This window comes from Streptomyces sp. McG3 (assembly GCF_018619185.1).
In the GTDB taxonomy this organism is placed as follows: Bacteria; Actinomycetota; Actinomycetes; order Streptomycetales; family Streptomycetaceae; genus Streptomyces.
This window is the reverse complement of record NZ_JAAXYC010000176.1, coordinates 1-15,763: the sequence shown is the minus strand read 5'-3', so window position 1 is coordinate 15,763 and position 15,763 is coordinate 1. Positions and strand designations below refer to the sequence as shown.

The following is a 15,763-nucleotide window of genomic DNA, read 5'->3' as shown; positions in this document are numbered from 1 at the left end:
CGGTGGGGCGGCCGGACGGCGGTGGGTTCCGGTCGTCCCACGCGGGTGGCGGGACGGGCAGGCCGAGGCCGGTCAGGAGCTCGCGGGCCGCGAGGTCGGCGGTCGTCCGGCGGGCCAGCTCGGCCGGGTCGTCCGCGTCGAGGGTGTCCACCCGCTCGCCGAGCCGCTCCTCGACGGTGTCCAGCAGCCGCTCCCGGGCGGCCGGGCTCAGGGTGTCGAAGCCACCTCGCAGGGCCGGCAGCCGGGCCAGGAACGCGGTGTCGTCCAGCTCGACGACCCGGTGCAGCAGCGGGTCCAGGGCGCCGGCGCCGACGGTCAGGAGCGGGCCCGCCACCGTCAGGACGCCGGTGAGGCGGGCGGTGAGCGCGGCCCTGGAGGCGCTGTCCACGGCTCCGTCCACCCAGGACGCGACGCGCCCCCCGAAGCGCTCCGCCTCTTCGTGGCCCGTGAGCACCCTGACCGCTCCGGCGGCCGAGGCGATCAACGGGGTGCCGTCGGCGGCCAGCCGGGCGAGGGCGCCGGTGAGCCGGATACCGCCCAACCGGTCGGCCCGCTGGGCCAGTTCGAGCAGCGCCCGCGCGTCCTCGGGGTCCTCGGAACCGGTCAGGCCGTCGACCTGGCGTACCGCCGCCGAGGTCAGGAGTTCGGCCGCGTGCGCGGTACGGGCGGCACGGGCGGTGGTGTCCGGGGCCGTGGAGCCGTCGGGCGCGGCCTGCCCCGGGAGGTGGCCGGCCTCGACGCGATCCAGCAGGTCGAGCCCGGCGAGGAGCTCGGGAAGGGTACCGCTCGCGGGGAGCACGGCGGCGAGTTCCGTCAGCCGTTCGTCGGCCAGGGCGGGGAGTCCGCACTCGGCGGCCTCCGCCAGGCCGCCGACGACCTGGGCGGCCGTCGGACCACCCTCCGCGCGCTCGGCCGCGTGCCGCTGCCGCAGCACGCCCTCGGCCGCCTGGGCCGGGGTGACACCGCGGGCCCCGGCCGCCGTGAGCATCGCGGCCGTCGCCGGGGTCCACCGCACCTGCCAGCGCGTCGTCAGTCCTTCACCGCCCGCCGTACCGGCCACCCCCTGCTCCGTCCCGTAGGGGATGCCGCACACCGTCAGCCTGCGGAGCAGCAGTTCGCGGCGCCGGTCCAGGGTGGAGCGCGCCGGGTCGAGGCGGAGGTCGCGCGGTGTCTTCTCGTGCGTGTCCTCCGGCCCGGGCAGCGCGAGCGCCGCGGTCTCGGCCTCGACGGCGGGGCCCAGACCGCTGCGCGGAGCGGCGGGTGCGGGCCGTCCGGTGCGGGCTCCGACCAGGACGCGTTCGAGGGCTCCGGCGACGGCGCGGCCCGTGCCGTACGTCTCTCCGCGCCCCAGCACCGTCTGTACGGCTTCCAGGAGTTCACCGCGGCCGGCGGCGGGCAGGCCGCGCAGGCGGGCGAGGTCACCGGCCACCCGGACGACCTCGCGGCCGTCCGCCGGGCCGTAGGGGTGGCCCTGTTCGCGCAGGGCGGCGCAGACCCGGACCGCGGTGCGGATCAGCGCCTCGTGCAGCGCCGCCGGGTCCCCGGCCGCGTCCAGGACGGTGTGCTGCCACTCCGGGTCCCGGATGCCGGCCGGGTAGCCGGAGCGTGAGTCGAGCAGCGGATACGTGTACGGGACCAGGGAGACCGTGCACCCGGTCGTCCCGGCGGTGCCGTGCGCACCCGGCCCGGGCACGGCGGCCGGGTCCGGCGTTTCCGTGCCTGCCACCGCCTCCGGTACTGCCACCGCTTCCGGCGTTGCCGGTGCGTCCGGCGTTCCGGGCACTTTCGGTTCTTCCGGCGCTTTCGGCACTTCCCGCGCTTCCGGCACGTGCGGCGCGCCGCCCCCGGCGGCGGACGGCAGCAGCGCCGGGGTGTGGAAGGCTCCCACCAGCACGGCGGGCCGCCGTCCGCTCGCCAGGGCCTCGGCGACATGCCGGCGCATGCACGCCTCGCGCACCAGGTCCGTACCGTGCACCCCGCCCCGCGCCTCGGCCTCGTGGCGCAGCGCCCAGCCGGTGAGCAGGGCGGCGCGGCGGAGCGCCTCGGGTGTCGAACCGGGCGCGAGGGCCTCCACCAGCCGGTCCCACATGTCGTCGCCCTCCCGGCCGGTGAGCCGGGACCGGAGCGCGGCGGACAGCCCGTGCCCCTCCCCCGGCACCGGTGGGGAGTCGGCGCCCGGGACCGGGGCGGGGGTGTCGGGGCCGCCCGCCGCCCACGCCCGGTCGGCCAGCGGCAGATCGCAGGCCACCGCCGGGACTCCGTTCCTGGCCGCCCAGCGCAGGGCGACCAGTTCCGGCGAGAAGTCGGCGAACGGGTAGAAGGCCGGGCCCCGTTCGCCTGCCGGACCGGCGCCGGGCCCGTCCTCGGGCACGGCGGCCAGCGCCACCGGCGCCTCGGTCTCCTCGTGGGCGAGCCAGCCCAGCCACGGCTGGAACTCGGCGGGAAGCTCGACGAGGAGGACGTCGGGGGCCGCCGCGTCCAGCAGCGCCGGGAGGGCGGCCGCCAGCGAGGGGGCGTGGTGGCGCACCCCGATCAGGAACGGCCGCCCCGGGCCGGTCGCCGCGAGGGCCGCCACCGCGGCTTCCGAGGCGGACCGCGCCCCGGGGATGGTCGACTCGTTCATCCGTCAGTTCTCCAGCACCGCGCGCAGGTCCCACAGGGCACGCCAGGTGGCCGACCCCTGCTCGGCGCGCCTGCGCACCGGGCCGTCCCAGTACCCCAGCAGCCGTGCAGCGTCGGCGGGGTCGTCCTTGCGGACGACGCCGAGCAGATGGCCGGGCAGGAGGGAGAGCACGTCCCGGTCGCCGGGGAAGTAGGCGGCGGCCAGGCCGAGGGAGCCCGCGACGGAGACCGCCTCCGCCGTGCTCATCACGGTGGAGGGGCGCTCCACCTCCCAGCCCTCCGCGGAGCGGCCTTCGCGCAGGTCCCGGAAGGCGGTGACGAGGGCTTCGAGGACCGCGTCGTCCACCTGGTAGGGGGCGCCCACCCGTTCGACGGCTGCCCGCGACTGGCGCCGTACGAGCGCGGCCTCGGCGTCCACGTCCCCGATGGGGCCCACGGTCTCGAAGTTGAAGCGCCGCTTCAGCGCGGCGGACATCTCCGAGACACCCTTGTCCCGCAGGTTGGCGGTGGCGATGAGCGTGAACCCGGGGGCCGCGTGCACCTGCGCGCCCTCGCTTCCCGCGAGTTCGGGGACCGCGATCCGCCGCTCGGAGAGCAGCGACACGAGAGCGTCCTGGACCTCCGGCAGGCAGCGGGTGACCTCCTCGACGCGGGCCACGGCTCCCCGGGTCATGGCGGTGAGTACCGGGGAGGGCACCAGGGCCTGCTCGGTGGGGCCCTGGGCGAGCAGCAGCGCGTAGTTCCAGCCGTACTTGAGCTGGTCCTCGGTGGTGCCGGCGGTCCCCTGCACGGTGAGCGCGCTGGTCCCGCAGACGGCCACCGACAGCAGTTCGGAGAGCATGGACTTGGCGGTGCCGGGTTCGCCCACGAGGAGGAGCCCGCGCTCCCCCGCGAGGGTGACGACGCACCGTTCGACCAGGGCGCGTTCGCCGACGAACTTCTGCTCGATCACCAGGCGGCGCGGCACCCCGGCACCGGGGGCGGCGCCCTTGGGCAGGCCCAGTGGCTCGCCCGCGCTCCCCGTCACGAAGGTGACGACGGCGCGCGGGGTGAGCAGCCAGCCGGGCGGCCGGGGGCCGGGGTCGTGGGCGGCGAGGAAGGCCAGCTCGGTGGCGTACCGGTCCTCGGGGAGCGTGATCTGACGGTACTCCCGGCCGGGCGCCGCCCGGCCCGGGGTGCCGCCCGTGGTGGTGCCGGCGGTGGTGGTGCCTTCCTCAACGGTGCTTTCCGGGGTGGTCGTGGTGGTCGTGGTGTCGTTCGTCATCGACGGCGGCCCTTCCTGGTGGCGCGGGTGTCCAGTTCCTCGAAGGCGGGGGCGTCGCCGTCGCGGACCCGTGTCCAGGCGGCCGCGTACAGGGCGGGCACGGGGAGGTGGGGCAGGGTCCGGGCGGACCCGACCACCGGGTACAGGCGTTCCTTCCAGGTCTCCAGCGGCAGTCCGGGGGCTCCGCGTTCCACCCAGCCGCAGGGGAGGAACAGGGTGCGGCCGGCGCGGGAGCGCTTCGCCTCCACGACGAGGTCGGTGGCGGCGAGTTCCGCCCGGGCCTTCTTGATCCGTGCGGGCTTCCACTCGGTCCAGCGGACGCAGTTGCGGTCCGTGGGGTCGGGCAGGGCGAGCAGCATCAGGTAGAGGGCGGCGGTGTCCGCGCTCAGGCCGAGGGCGGCCGCCGCCTCGGCCACCAGGTCCGGCACCGCACGCGTCGGGTCCTGGGCCGGGTGGTGCGGGGAGCCGTCGGGGGCGCCCGCCGAGGCCAGCAGGCCGGTCTGCTCGCCCAGCAGTGCGCGCAGGGCGAGCAGATCGCCGGTGCCGTGACTGCTGACGGTGCCCTCGACGAGGCCGAACGCCGGGTCGTCGGGGCCTGCCAGGCCTGCCGGGCGGATCAGCAGCTTCTCGTTGTCGCCGTAACCGGGGGCGAGGAGCAGGGCCGTGCCGGCCCGGACCAGTCCGTCGGCGTCGGCGCCGCCGGACTCCGGGAGCCCGTGGGCGGCGCGGACCGCGGCGCCGATCGGGCCTCCCGACTCGGTCCAGTGCAGACCGAGGTCCAGGACCAGGTCCGGGTCGGCGAGGCGGCCGCGCAGGGCCGCGAGCCCGACGGGCAGGTGCGCCCGCAGGGGGTGCCCGTACGGCAGCGTGTAGGCGAGGGTGTGCAGGGCGGTCAGGGCGGAGGAGACCGTACCGCGTGCGCCGGTCACTCGCGGGCCCGGGCGGCCGGTGCCGTCCTGGACGGCGGTGCCGTGGGCGAGCCAGGTCCGGGAGCCCGCGTTGAGGACCAGGTCGACGGCGCCCGGGGTGGTGCCCGAGAGGTCGAGGTCCAGCTCCTCGGGGACGCGGACGAGGGAGGCCAGGCGTTCCTGCCAGACCTCGGCGGCGGCCCGGACGTCGGGGCCGGTGGACCACAGCTCGGCCGGTTCGTCGGGGAGCAGCGCCCGGAGCAGGGCGTGCCGGTCGTCGCGGGGCAGGGCGTCCAGCCGCGCCCCGGCCTCCTCGAAGGCACGTGTCTTCGCGCCGAGCAGCGCGAGCGCCTCGGCGCCGGGCTCCTGGACGGCTGCCGACAGCAGGGCGGCGGACTGGAGGGGTCCGATCGCGGTGGCCGTGTGGAACGCCTCGGCGGCCTCCGGGCGCCAGGGCGCCGGGCCGTGCTCCCGTACCAGGGCGGTGAGCCGGGTGAGCCGGTCGCGGGCGATGCCCTGCCGGTGAACGCGCTCGCGGTCCAGGGTGAAGCCGGGGACGGGTCCGAAGGCGCCGGTCGGGTCGTGGTCCAGGGCGAGCCAGCAGGCCGCGTCGTCCCGGGTGTTCCGGCCGCGGTCGGCGAGGACGACGACCGTGCGGGCGCCCTTGCGCAGCACCTGGCCGAGGCGGTGCACGGCCTCGGGGCGGCCCCGGGCGGGATCCACCCCGCCGAGGGGTTCGACGAGCTCCACCTGCCGGACGGTGCCCGCCGGGTCGGCCAGCGGGCCCGCGGCGAGGGCTTCGAGCAGCACGAGGAGCCCGGTGCGGTGCTCGGCGGAGGTGGTCTCCGAGGCTGCCCGGTAGGCCAGTTCGGGCAGCTTGTCGAGGAGGGAGAGCCAGCTGAGGGAGTCGCCGGGCACGGTGTACTCGTCCCGCTGCCAGCCGTCCACCGGGGTGAACGGGACCTTGGACGGGGTGGGCGGGCCGAACGCCGGTGCGCCGCCGAGAACATGGTTGACGGAGAGGATCTGGCGGATCACCGTCCACCGGTTCCCGCCTCCCCACCAGCTGCCGTGCATCCGCTCGGAGCCCCAGGCGGAGGCGTCCCGCAGCGTCCCGTCGTCGCCGTGTTCGGGCTCGTGGTCGAAGAACATGCCCTTGGTGCGCGCGGTGTTCCGGGGCGTGGCCGGTTCCACGGGCTCGGGCGGTTCCACATACCGGGCGGCGGAGACGGCCCGGTCCACCGCGTTCCGGACGAACGCGGTGACGCCCGCGAGGAGCCGGGCGTCGGACACCTCGGGCAGTACCCGGGCGGCGGCTTCCTCGGTCAGCTCCCGCGAGGAGGGCCCGGTGTACTCCTCGACGGCCCGGAACGCCTCCAGGTGGCGGGCGACCGCTGTGGCGACCTCGTTGAACAGTTCCTCCGCCCGGGCGTCCGTCAGGTTCCGCAGGGCCATGGAGCCCCGCTCGTCCCTCGGCCGCAGGGCGTGCCAGTAGGAGACCGGAGGCACATAGGGGGTGCCCGCCGCGTCGTTCCCGCCGGAGGAGTCGGTGGTGACGGACCACAGCTTGCCGCCGGTGCCGTCGGTGTCCGCCGGGTGCGCCTCCACGGAGCGGTGGTTCAGGGCCGCGACCAGCCGTGACCCGCCGGGCAGGGCGAGGGCGCCGAGCGGCACGGGGGAGCCGCCGCCGGGCAGCGGGTGCGGCAGGGTGACCGTGTGGCCGTCGGGGGTGCCGGCGACGGTGCGGTGCCCGTCGGCGGGGGCGGCCGTGCCGGTCTCCGTGACCGTGCGGCGGACCCAGCGGCCGAGGACCGTGCCGTCCGTGCCGAACGGGGTGGCCTCCAGACCGGGCTGGAGGGGCAGCACCTGGCAGTGCTCGGCGAGCAGCCGGGCGCCGTCCCGCACCCCGGAGCGGAGGAAGGCGGGGAGGGACGCGCGGCCGTGCGTGCCGCCGGCCGGGTCGTACTCCAGCCACACCCGCTGGGTGCCCTGGTGGCCCTCGCGCCAGTGTCCGGTGCCGTCGGAGATGACGGCGCGCTGGGGCGGGAGGGAGGTGTCGCCCGCGTGCAGGGCCTTGCCGCCCGTGGCGCGGCCGCCGCCGGGCAGCGGCAGGCAGACCTCGTCCGAGGGGCCGGAGCCGCCCCAGCGGGGGAGCTGTTCGCCGCCGACGGTGAACACCTCGGCGGGGCGGTGCGACCAGTAGCCGCGCTGCTTGCCGTCCTCCCACCAGATGACCAGCAACTCGCCGTCGACATAACGCAGGGCGATCGTCCGCCAGTGGTCGATGCCTGCGGGGAGTCGCAGGGTGTGCCGCAGCAGGACGCCCTCCGGGCCGATGACGACGGCCCGTTCGAGGGTGTTGAGGATCAGCGCGGGCCAGGCACCGGTGACGCCGGCGGTCTCCCGCCGGTTGTGTTGCTGACGCCCGGCGGCCGCGGCTTCGGCAGCCAGTTCGGCGTAGGTCTCGTCGAGCGCGGGCCAGCCCAGTTCGTCGAGGACGCCGGTGCGCAGGGTGGCGGCGAGCAGCGGCACGACGTCGTGGCCCTCGATGAGTCGTACGGCTTCCGGGGCGACGTCCGCGACCACGGAACCGAACGACGAGAGCCTGTTGAGAGCGGCGCGCAGCCCGGGGAGCCCTCGCGCGGCCGCGTACTCCTCGGCGCGGGCGGTCAGCCACTCCCGCAGGACGACGGAGAGCACCGGGTGCGCCGCGACCTTCGCCAGGCCTGCGTCGCTCAGCCGCTGGCGGTGTCCGTCGCCGAGGTTCCCGATGTTCCGGCTCAGCAGGGCGCGGAAGAAGGGGCGTTCGGCGACGGCGGTGAGGTCCCGCGCGCCGGGCGTGGTGTCGGTGAGCCACGGGCCGATCGGGAATCCGAGGGACCGCGCGGTCCCCGCGTCCTGGTCGTCCGGCTCGGCGACGGGGATGCCGGAGGCCAGGCAGAGGTCGAGGAGGTCCAGGTCGGCGGTGCGCTGCCAGCGGCCCTGGAACAGTTCGACGGGGTGCCCGTCGGCGCGCAGCCGGTCCGCCATCCGGGCGGCCAGACCGAGGGTCGCAGGGCAGCGGCCCGAGGTGACCCGGCTGCGCCCGCGGTGTGCCTCCCAGCGGGCCAGCCAGTCCGCCGGGGAGACGGACGCGGCGGAGAGGGCGGCGGAGCCGGACGTCGGGTCGCCGGAGGGATCCGGGAGGGCGGTCAGCAGCTCATCGGCGCCGGACTCGGCCAGCAGGGCGAGCCAGCCCGGTGCGCCGTCCGCGTCCCGGCCGCTCTCGGTGAAGGTCTCCGGGAAGAAGCCGAGGAGCCGGGCCTTGACCGCCGCGTCCCGTCGGGCGAGTTCGACGAGCGAGGAGCGGTAGGCCTCCCAGAACGAGGCGGGTGCGCGGACGACTCCCGGCGAGCCGATCAGATCGGCCACCAGGTCGCGTTCGGCGGCCTCGCGGTCCAGTCCGGCGGCCTTGACCAGCGCGCGCACGTCCTGCGGCAGCGCCGCGTACGGAGGCATGCCGGCCGCGCAGCGCTCGACCAGCAGACGGCGGAACTGCGCCCAGGCGTCCGCCGGTTCGAGCCGGGCCACCAGGTCCCGTACGTACTGCCGGAGCGCCTTGACGGTCAGCGCCCCGACGAGAGCGAACTCCAGGAAGACGGCGCGCTGCCGCTCCTCGTCCACGACCAGCCCGTGCACCCGCTCGGCCTCGCGGGCCTTGCCGAAGAAGGAGGCGGCGTAGCTGGTGTTCTCGGCCTGGAGGAAGAGGCGTGCCACCTGCTCGTAGTAGGTGGGAAGGAAGTGGGGCACGGCCCGGCCGAGCCGGGTGCCGAGTGCGTCGAAGCCCTCCTTGGCCGCTCCGGCGCGGCTCCTGGCCTGCCGGCCCAGCCGCTCGATGTCCTTGACCAGGGCCAGGGCGTGGTGCCCGTTGGCCGGGTCGTTGACCAGTGCCCAGGCCGGGAAGCCCAGCGTCTCGCGGCGCACCTGCCCCACGACGGGGGCCTCGGCGGTCCGGGCCAGCCCGAGGAACTCCAGGGCCAGGTCCTCGGCTTCGCCGAGGGTGCCGGGCACGAGGCGGACCACGGGGCGGTCGCCGAGGGCGGTGTGCGTGTAGGTGCGGGCGGTCAGCGCGTCGGCGTCGTCCCGGTCGGTGGTGCCGGCCGGGAGGATCGCGCCCGCGTCCAGCAGGGCCGTCGCGCGGGCGCGGGCGGCGGGGCCGGAGGCGCTCCCGCCCCGGGCCTGGCCGGGAAGGGACGCCGTGTCCGGTGGCGTCGTGTTCGCGTCCGTGTTCGTGGTCGTGATGCTCATGCCGCCCGCTCCTCGTCCTCGACGTCGCGGCCGGCGTAGAGCGCCGCCGCCATCCGCATGCCCTCCGACCACGCCACGGGGCCGATCTCGGCTGCCGTCAGCGCGCGCCCCGCGGGGTCGGTCCAGCCCAGGGAGCCCGTCTCGGTGTCGTACGCGTCGTATCCGTCGTGTTCGCCGATCCAGATGCGCGCCTCGGCGGTGGCGCCGTCCTCGACCACCGGGCAGACCGCGTATCCCCCGCGCGACCGGTACCCGAGCTGAGTGACGCGGCCGTGCAGGAAGCGCAGTTCCTTGAACACGCCGCCGGCGTACGTATCCACGGAGGTGGTCTCCGGGGCGAGGCCCGGCGGCCGGCGCCACACCTCGCGGAACAGCTGCTCCACGTTCTGGCGCACCCCCAGTTCGACCGCGAACTCCCGCAGCTCGTCGAGGTCTTCGAGGAGCACGGGGTGGGGCACGCTGACCACGTCCGGGGTGATGCGGACCGTGTCGCCGTCCAGGTCGACGAGGCCGAGACCGCGCTCGGAGTCGACGTCGCGCAGGAACCCGGCGACCCCGCCGTCCGCGCCGGTGACCACCACGTCCCGCAGGGCCGCCTGCCACGCCGGGTCGGGCCAGACCCTGGCGAGCACGGCCGTGGGAACGGGCAGCGAGCGCACCATCCACTGCTCGACGTCGGTCAGGCACCGGCGTTCGTGCCGCTCCATCCACTCGGTCAACTGCCGGAGACCCACGACCGCCGGATCGTCCTTCAACTTGGCCGGAACGGACTTCAGCCGCCGCCCGTTCCCGTTGCGGCAGACCACCTTGCCCGCCTCCAGAGCGACTTCGTAGTCGCCTGCCGACACCCACCCCATGCGCTGTTCTCCCCTGTTTCCGAACGGCCGCCGAACCGGTGGCACGCTGATGAGACCCGTCGACGGCAACGCACCGTGACGAGTGGGAGAGACTCTAGGCGGCCCCAGTGACAACGGGTTCGGACCCCCTCCGCATCCCGCGGCCGGGGACGGGCCGGGCGGGTATCAGGCCTTGCGCGTCCGCTCGGCGATGTACGCGTCCATGCTCGTGCTCAGGTCGGCGAGCAGGGCCTCGAAGCCGGCCAGCACGTCCGGCGGATGCCCTGCCATGACCGCGTCCAGGCGGACGCCCAGGGGCCGGAAGAACGCGTCGGCGCGCTCCTGGACGTACGCGCTGCTGCGCAGGCTGATGACCCGGCGGTCGGTGTGTTCCCGGCTGCGGACGATGTGCCCGGCCTGTTCCAGCCGGTTGAGCAGGGCGGTCGTCGCACTCGGGGAGAGCAGGATCCGCTCGCTGAGACGGGCCGGGGAGAGCGGGGAGCCCCGTTCCTCCGCCGCGGCGATCTCCAGCAGCGCGGCAGCGTCCGTGGAGTGGAGGCCCAGCCAGTCGGCGAAGAGGCGGCTCAGCTCGGCGAAGTGGCCACCGTAGGCCCGGAGCGACTCGATCAGCCGTTCCCGCTGCTCCGCCACACCGCTGTGCGCCGATTCCTCCACGGCCAACGCCAACGCCACCTTTCCTCCGAGATCCGGCACTCGCGCCGCACGCGCGCCCCTCCATGGACCACTTCACACTGCGGCCTTTTGACAACCTACCGCCCTGAATCTACTTTCTTCATGGAACTATTCCATGATGGAAGGACTTCTTGTGCGTGAACCGACCGCCACCCGTCGGTGGCTCGGCCTGATCGCGATCGCGCTCGGGGTGGCGCTGATCGTGGTGGACACCACGATCGTGAACGTGATCGTTCCCTCGGTCATCGAGGACCTGGACGCCACCTCGGCCCAGGCCCAGTGGATCCAGGAGTCCTACGCGATCGTCTTCGCCGCGCTGCTCCTGCTCACCGGCCGGCTGGCCGACATCTTCGGCGCCCGCCGGATCTTCCTCGGCGGTGTCGTCGTCTTCGGCGCGACCAGCGTGCTGGCCGGGCTCGCGCCCGACAGCGGGCTGCTGATCCTCGCGCGGTTCCTCCAGGGCGCCGGAGCGGCGATGCTGCTTCCGACCTCGCTGTCCCTGCTGAAGGCGACCTTCACCGGAAAGGCGCGCGGCCAGGCGTTCGCCGTGTGGGGCTCGACCATCGGCGCTGCCGCCGCGCTCGGCCCGCTGCTGGGCGGCTGGCTCGCCGAGCACGCCTCCTGGCGCTGGGCCTTCGGCATCAATGTGCCGCTGTCCGTGCTCGTCGGGGCCGGCGTGCTCCTGTACATGGCCCCCTCGCCCCGCACCCGGGGCCGCATCGACGTACCGGGCGCACTGCTCTCCGTCGCCGGTCTCGGGCTGCTCGCGTTCGGGCTCGTCGAGGGACGCAACTACGGTTGGATCGTCGGCGTGCACCCGCTGGAGGTCCTCGGCCTCACCTGGTCCGGCGGCCCCTCGCCCGTCCTGGTGGCCCTGGTCCTGTCGGCCGCCGCCCTGTCCGCGTTCGTACGGCGGCAGATCACCCTGAGCCGCGAGGGCGCCTCGGACCGAGTCCTGATGGATGTGGGCCTGTTCTCCATCGCGTCGTTCCGGAGCGGCAACATCGCCACGCTGATCATCGGCATCGGCGAGTTCGGCGTCGTCGCGATCCTGCCGCTCTGGCTGCAGTTCACTCTCGGCTACAGCGCCCTGCAGGCCGGTCTGGCCCTCGTTCCCGTCGCCATCGGCTCCTTCGTCGCCAGCGGTGCGAGCTTCGGCATGGCCGCCAAGGTCGCCCCGCTGGGCCAACTGCGCGTCGGTCTCGCACTGGAGGTCATCGGGCTCGCCGGGATCGGGCTGATCGCCGCGCCGGACAGCTCCTGGTGGTCCGTGTCCCTGGTGCTCTTCCTCTACGGAATCGGCGTCGGCTTCGCGACCGCCCAGGTCACCAACGTCGTCCTCAACGACATCCCCGAAGCAAGCTCCGGGCAGGCATCCGGGATTCAGAGCGCCTTCCGGCAGCTCGGCTCCGCGCTCGGCATCGCCGCCCTGACCACGGTGTTCTTCACCACCCTCAGCACCCGGTTGAACGACCGGCTCACGGAAGGCGGCCTGCCCACGGGCGAGGCGGACCGGCTCACCGGGGCCGTCACCGACAGCGCGGGAGCCGCGATCGGCCCCCTGGCCGCGAACCCGCAGACGGCCTCCGTCGCGGACGCGGCCCGCGCCGCGATGACGGACGGCGTGGTTCTCGGCGGTTACGTCGCAGCCGGATTCGTCCTCCTGGGGCTCATCGCGTCCTTCCTCATCCCCGCTTCCCCCGCGGCCGGTGCGGTGGAACCCGACCCGTCGGCGGTCCCGGAGGCCGCGCCCCGCTGACGGCCCGATGCCGACCGTCCGCGAACGAGGCGGACGGAGGCGGTACTTGAGCTCCTTCCCACCTCACGCTGATACGTGGGGTGGGAAAGGGCTCCACATGTTGGGAATGGGCTCCACGTGTTGGGAATGGGCTCCACGTGTTGGGAAAGGGCTCCACGTGTACGGAGAATCGACGTCGGCCCACCGCCGTGCGCGTTCCCCGGCGGGGACGAGGTCAGCGGCTCATGGAGGGGGTGAAGGTGACCGGGAGGGCACGGGGGCCGCGGAACGTCGGGGCGTAGCCCCATTCGACCTCGCCGCTCGGGATGTCCAGGGTCAGGTCCGGCAGGCGGCCGAACAGCGTGGTGATCGCGATCTCCGTCTCCAGTCTCACCAGATGGCTGCCCAGGCAGGTGTGCGCGCCGTGGCCGAACGCCAGGTGCGGGCGGGCATCACGGGTGAGGTCCAGGTCGCCGGGGTCGGGGAACCGGTTCGGGTCGCGGTTCGCCGCCGCCAGTGACAGCAGCACCACGTCGCCCTCTGCCACGCGGGCGTCCCCGATCGTCAGGTCCTCGCCCGCGTACCGGTACTCCGCCACGTGCGACGGCGAGTCCAGGCGCAGCAGCTCGTTGATCGCCCGGGACCAGTCGACGGCGCCGCCGAGCAGGGCTGCTCGCCCGCCGGGGTGGCCGAGCAGCCGCAGGACGGTGGTGCCGAGGAACTGGATCGTGGTGATGTGACCGGCGCCGATCAACGTCATGACCATCACCTCCAGCTCGTCCCCGGTCAGCGCGCCCGACTCGATCAACCGCGTCGGCAGGTCGTCCCCCGGGTGCGATCGTTTGTAGGCCACCAGCTTCCGGACATAACCCAGCAGGTCGGCCAGCCTCACCTCGTCCCGAGGCTGCTGGAACTTCGCCCGGTACCACATGTCCAGCACCTCGGCGGCGGGCGCGCGCTCGGCTTCCGGGACGCCGAGCAGGTCGTGCACGACGGCGACCGGGACCTCCCGGGTGTACTCGGCGACGAGGTCCGCGCGCCCCCGCCCGGCGAACGACTCGACGGCGTGCGCGCAGGTCCGGGCGGTGCGATCGCGCAGGCGGGACACCGCGGCGGGGGTGAACGCCGCGGCGAGGAGCCGGCGCAGCCTGGCGTGTCCGGGATCGTCCAGATGGGACAGACCGGGAGGGTGCGGGTCGGGGTTGGCCGGGGCGCGGCTGCCCAGGCGGCGGTCCGCCAGGCAGGCGCGGACGTCGTCGTACCGGGTCACCAGCCACATCCGGCCCGGTACGTGCGGGCCGCCGACGGGGCAGACCGGTTCGTGCTCGCGCAACCATGCGTAGCCCGGGTACGGGTCGGCGGTCACGACGGCCGGCCGGCGATCAGCAGCTTCTCCAGCGGGGAAGCGGCGAGCGGCACGACCCGCGTCTCGGTGAGCCCGGCCTCGCCCAACCATGCCGCGAGGTCGGTGTAGCGGTGTACGCCGCCGGCGTGGCCCTGCCACAGGGTCAGGTCGAACATGCCGAGGAACCCGGCCGCGGCCGGGCCCAGCCCGGCCGGTGGTTCCCGGTCGTGGTCGAGGATGGCGATGCTCCCGGTGGGAGCCAACGATTTCGCCGCGCGCCGGAACAGCTCGCGGCACTCCTCGGGGCGGTGGCCGTGCAGGACGTTGAACAGCAGCACCAGGTCGTGCCCGGAACCCAGGTCGTCGGTGAGGTAGTCGCCTGCCCGCGCCGTCACCCGGTCCGGCGGGGCGTCTTCGCGGAGGGCCGTGATGGTCTCGGGCAGGTCGAACACGGTGACCCGCACCTCCGGGCGACGGCGGCACAGTTCGACGGTGTGGTCGCCGTGGCCACCCCCGATGTCCAGGACGGTCGTCGCGGGAGGCAGCGCGGCGGCGATGTCGTCGGCCAGGTCCGCGGCGGCGCCGGCGAGCATCCGGCGCAGGCGGGCCCCGGAGGCGGGGCGCTCGCTCAGCCAGGTGTAGAAGCCGCGGCGGGGCGTGCCGGTGCGGATGGTGTCCTCGATATCGGCCCAGTGCTCGAACAGGACCTCGTGCCAGAACAGTTCGGCGTCCACCGGGCCGGGTGTCACGGCGGTCGTGACTCCGTCCTCGTCGTGCCGCAGGTAGCCGAAGGTCACCAGGATGTTCACCAGGCTGCGCACCCCGGCCGGGTCACCGCCGATCGTGGTGGCCAGCTCCTCGACGGACAGCGGGCCGGCCTCCAGCGCGGTGAACACCCCGAGCCGGACACCGGCGATCATGGCCCGGTACCCGGCCGCGCCGAGCCGGTCCAGTACGGGAGCCGGGACACCGGAGGATTCTTCGGGCAAGGGCATGATCATCCACTTCCGGAAAGCGCGCCGGCACGGGTGAGGAAGTCCAGGTGCCTGCGCAGCATTCGCTCGTCGGCCGGGGGGAACCCCACCCCCGCCCCGGCCGCGGCGGCCCAGGTGCGGGAGCAGTCGAACCGCGGGTGCGGGCGGGGGTGTTCGGGCAGGGAGAAGGCGAGGGGGGCGAAGGGCCCGGCCGGGTCGGCGAGCATCCGCTCCCGCCATCGGTGGTACGGCACCACCTCGGCCGGGTGGCCGGCCGAGGTGAGGGCGGCGGCGACGGCGGCACGGGTGAGGCCGCCGTCACCGTGGTAGTGGTGGTCCCGGCCGAGGGGGTTCGGGGCCTGTGAGAGGGCGACGACCGCCGCGGCCACCGTGTCCACGGGCACCATGTCCAGCACCTCGGCGGTGTCCGGGACTGCCCGGGCGGCGACGCATCCGGTGAGCCAGCGGCTGAACGCCGAGCGCGGGTCGGCGGCGCCGGTGGCGGTGTCGCCGACGATGGCCGCGATGCGGTGGACCGAGACCGGCAGACCGTGGCCGCGGGCGGCGACGGCCATGGCGTCGGCCACCCATTTGCTGAGGTCGTAGCCGCTGGTGAGGCCGGTCGGGTCGCTGGGAGCGTCGGCCTCGGTGACGACGCGGCCGTCGTGGGCGTCACCGAGGAAGACGCCGAGGGTGGAGATCAGGTGCAGCGGGGCGCCGCTGTCGCCGGCCAGGCGCAGGATCGCGGCGGTGGCGTCGACGTGGGCGGGCTTGAGGGCGTCGTAGGAAGCGGCGAAGTGCGGCACGGCGGCGTTGTGGTAGATCGCGTCCACGGTCGTGAGGGTGTCGTGGTCCTCCGAGGACAGACCGAGGCCGGGTGCGGACAGGTCGCCGGGGACCGGGATCACGCGGTCGGTGACCGGCAGCCGATCGATCGAGCCCTGGCGGACGAGGCAGTGGATCCGCGCGTCGGTCCGGGCCAGGAGCTGGTCGAGGAGGTGGCGGCCGAGGAAGCCGGTGGCGCCAGTGAGCAGGATCCGGCGCGGCGTGCCGGCCAAGGGGATGCCGGGCGGGGGGACGGTGCGAAGGCGGATCC

The 15,763-nt window shown here is 74.9% G+C and carries 9 protein-coding genes; 1 reads left to right on the top strand and 8 read right to left on the bottom strand.

Features of this window, described 5'->3' with window-relative positions:
• The 5 genes from HET64_RS24930 to HET64_RS24910 all read right to left on the bottom strand — a co-directional run.
• A partial coding sequence (locus tag HET64_RS24930) for a DUF5682 family protein (protein ID WP_215109155.1) occupies positions 1–2,623 on the bottom strand: 2,623 nt, incomplete at its 3' end.
• 3 nt (positions 2,624–2,626) lie between these two features.
• A complete protein-coding gene (locus HET64_RS24925; protein WP_215109152.1) occupies positions 2,627–3,886 on the bottom strand; it encodes an AAA family ATPase in 1,260 nt (419 codons plus the stop codon).
• Entirely contained in the window at positions 3,883–9,081 is a 5,199-nt protein-coding gene (locus tag HET64_RS24920) for a hypothetical protein (RefSeq protein ID WP_215109150.1), read from the bottom strand. The genes HET64_RS24925 and HET64_RS24920 overlap by 4 nt, the downstream gene beginning before the upstream one ends.
• Positions 9,078–9,938, bottom strand: coding sequence for a DUF4132 domain-containing protein (locus HET64_RS24915; protein ID WP_215109146.1), 861 nt, complete (start codon positions 9,936–9,938; stop codon positions 9,078–9,080). The genes HET64_RS24920 and HET64_RS24915 overlap by 4 nt, the downstream gene beginning before the upstream one ends.
• A gap of 165 nt (positions 9,939–10,103) precedes the next feature.
• Entirely contained in the window at positions 10,104–10,604 is a 501-nt protein-coding gene (locus HET64_RS24910) for a MarR family winged helix-turn-helix transcriptional regulator (protein WP_251145823.1), read from the bottom strand.
• A 124-nt stretch (positions 10,605–10,728) separates the two neighbouring features.
• On the opposite strand from HET64_RS24910, the gene HET64_RS24905 reads away from it, so the two are divergent.
• Entirely contained in the window at positions 10,729–12,369 is a 1,641-nt protein-coding gene (locus HET64_RS24905) for a DHA2 family efflux MFS transporter permease subunit (RefSeq protein WP_215109144.1), read from the top strand.
• Between the two features lie 214 nt (positions 12,370–12,583).
• Here HET64_RS24905 and HET64_RS24900 read toward each other — a convergent pair whose 3' ends face one another.
• From HET64_RS24900 to HET64_RS24890, 3 genes are all read right to left on the bottom strand, one after another.
• Positions 12,584–13,714, bottom strand: a complete 1,131-nt coding sequence (locus tag HET64_RS24900; protein WP_215109141.1) for a cytochrome P450 — start codon at positions 13,712–13,714, stop codon at positions 12,584–12,586.
• On the bottom strand, positions 13,711–14,688 hold the full coding sequence (locus tag HET64_RS24895) for a class I SAM-dependent methyltransferase (RefSeq protein WP_251145821.1): 978 nt from the start codon (positions 14,686–14,688) through the stop codon (positions 13,711–13,713). The genes HET64_RS24900 and HET64_RS24895 overlap by 4 nt, the downstream gene beginning before the upstream one ends.
• A gap of 2 nt (positions 14,689–14,690) precedes the next feature.
• The coding region (locus HET64_RS24890; protein ID WP_215109137.1) for an SDR family oxidoreductase at positions 14,691–15,763 on the bottom strand (1,073 nt) is incomplete at its 5' end.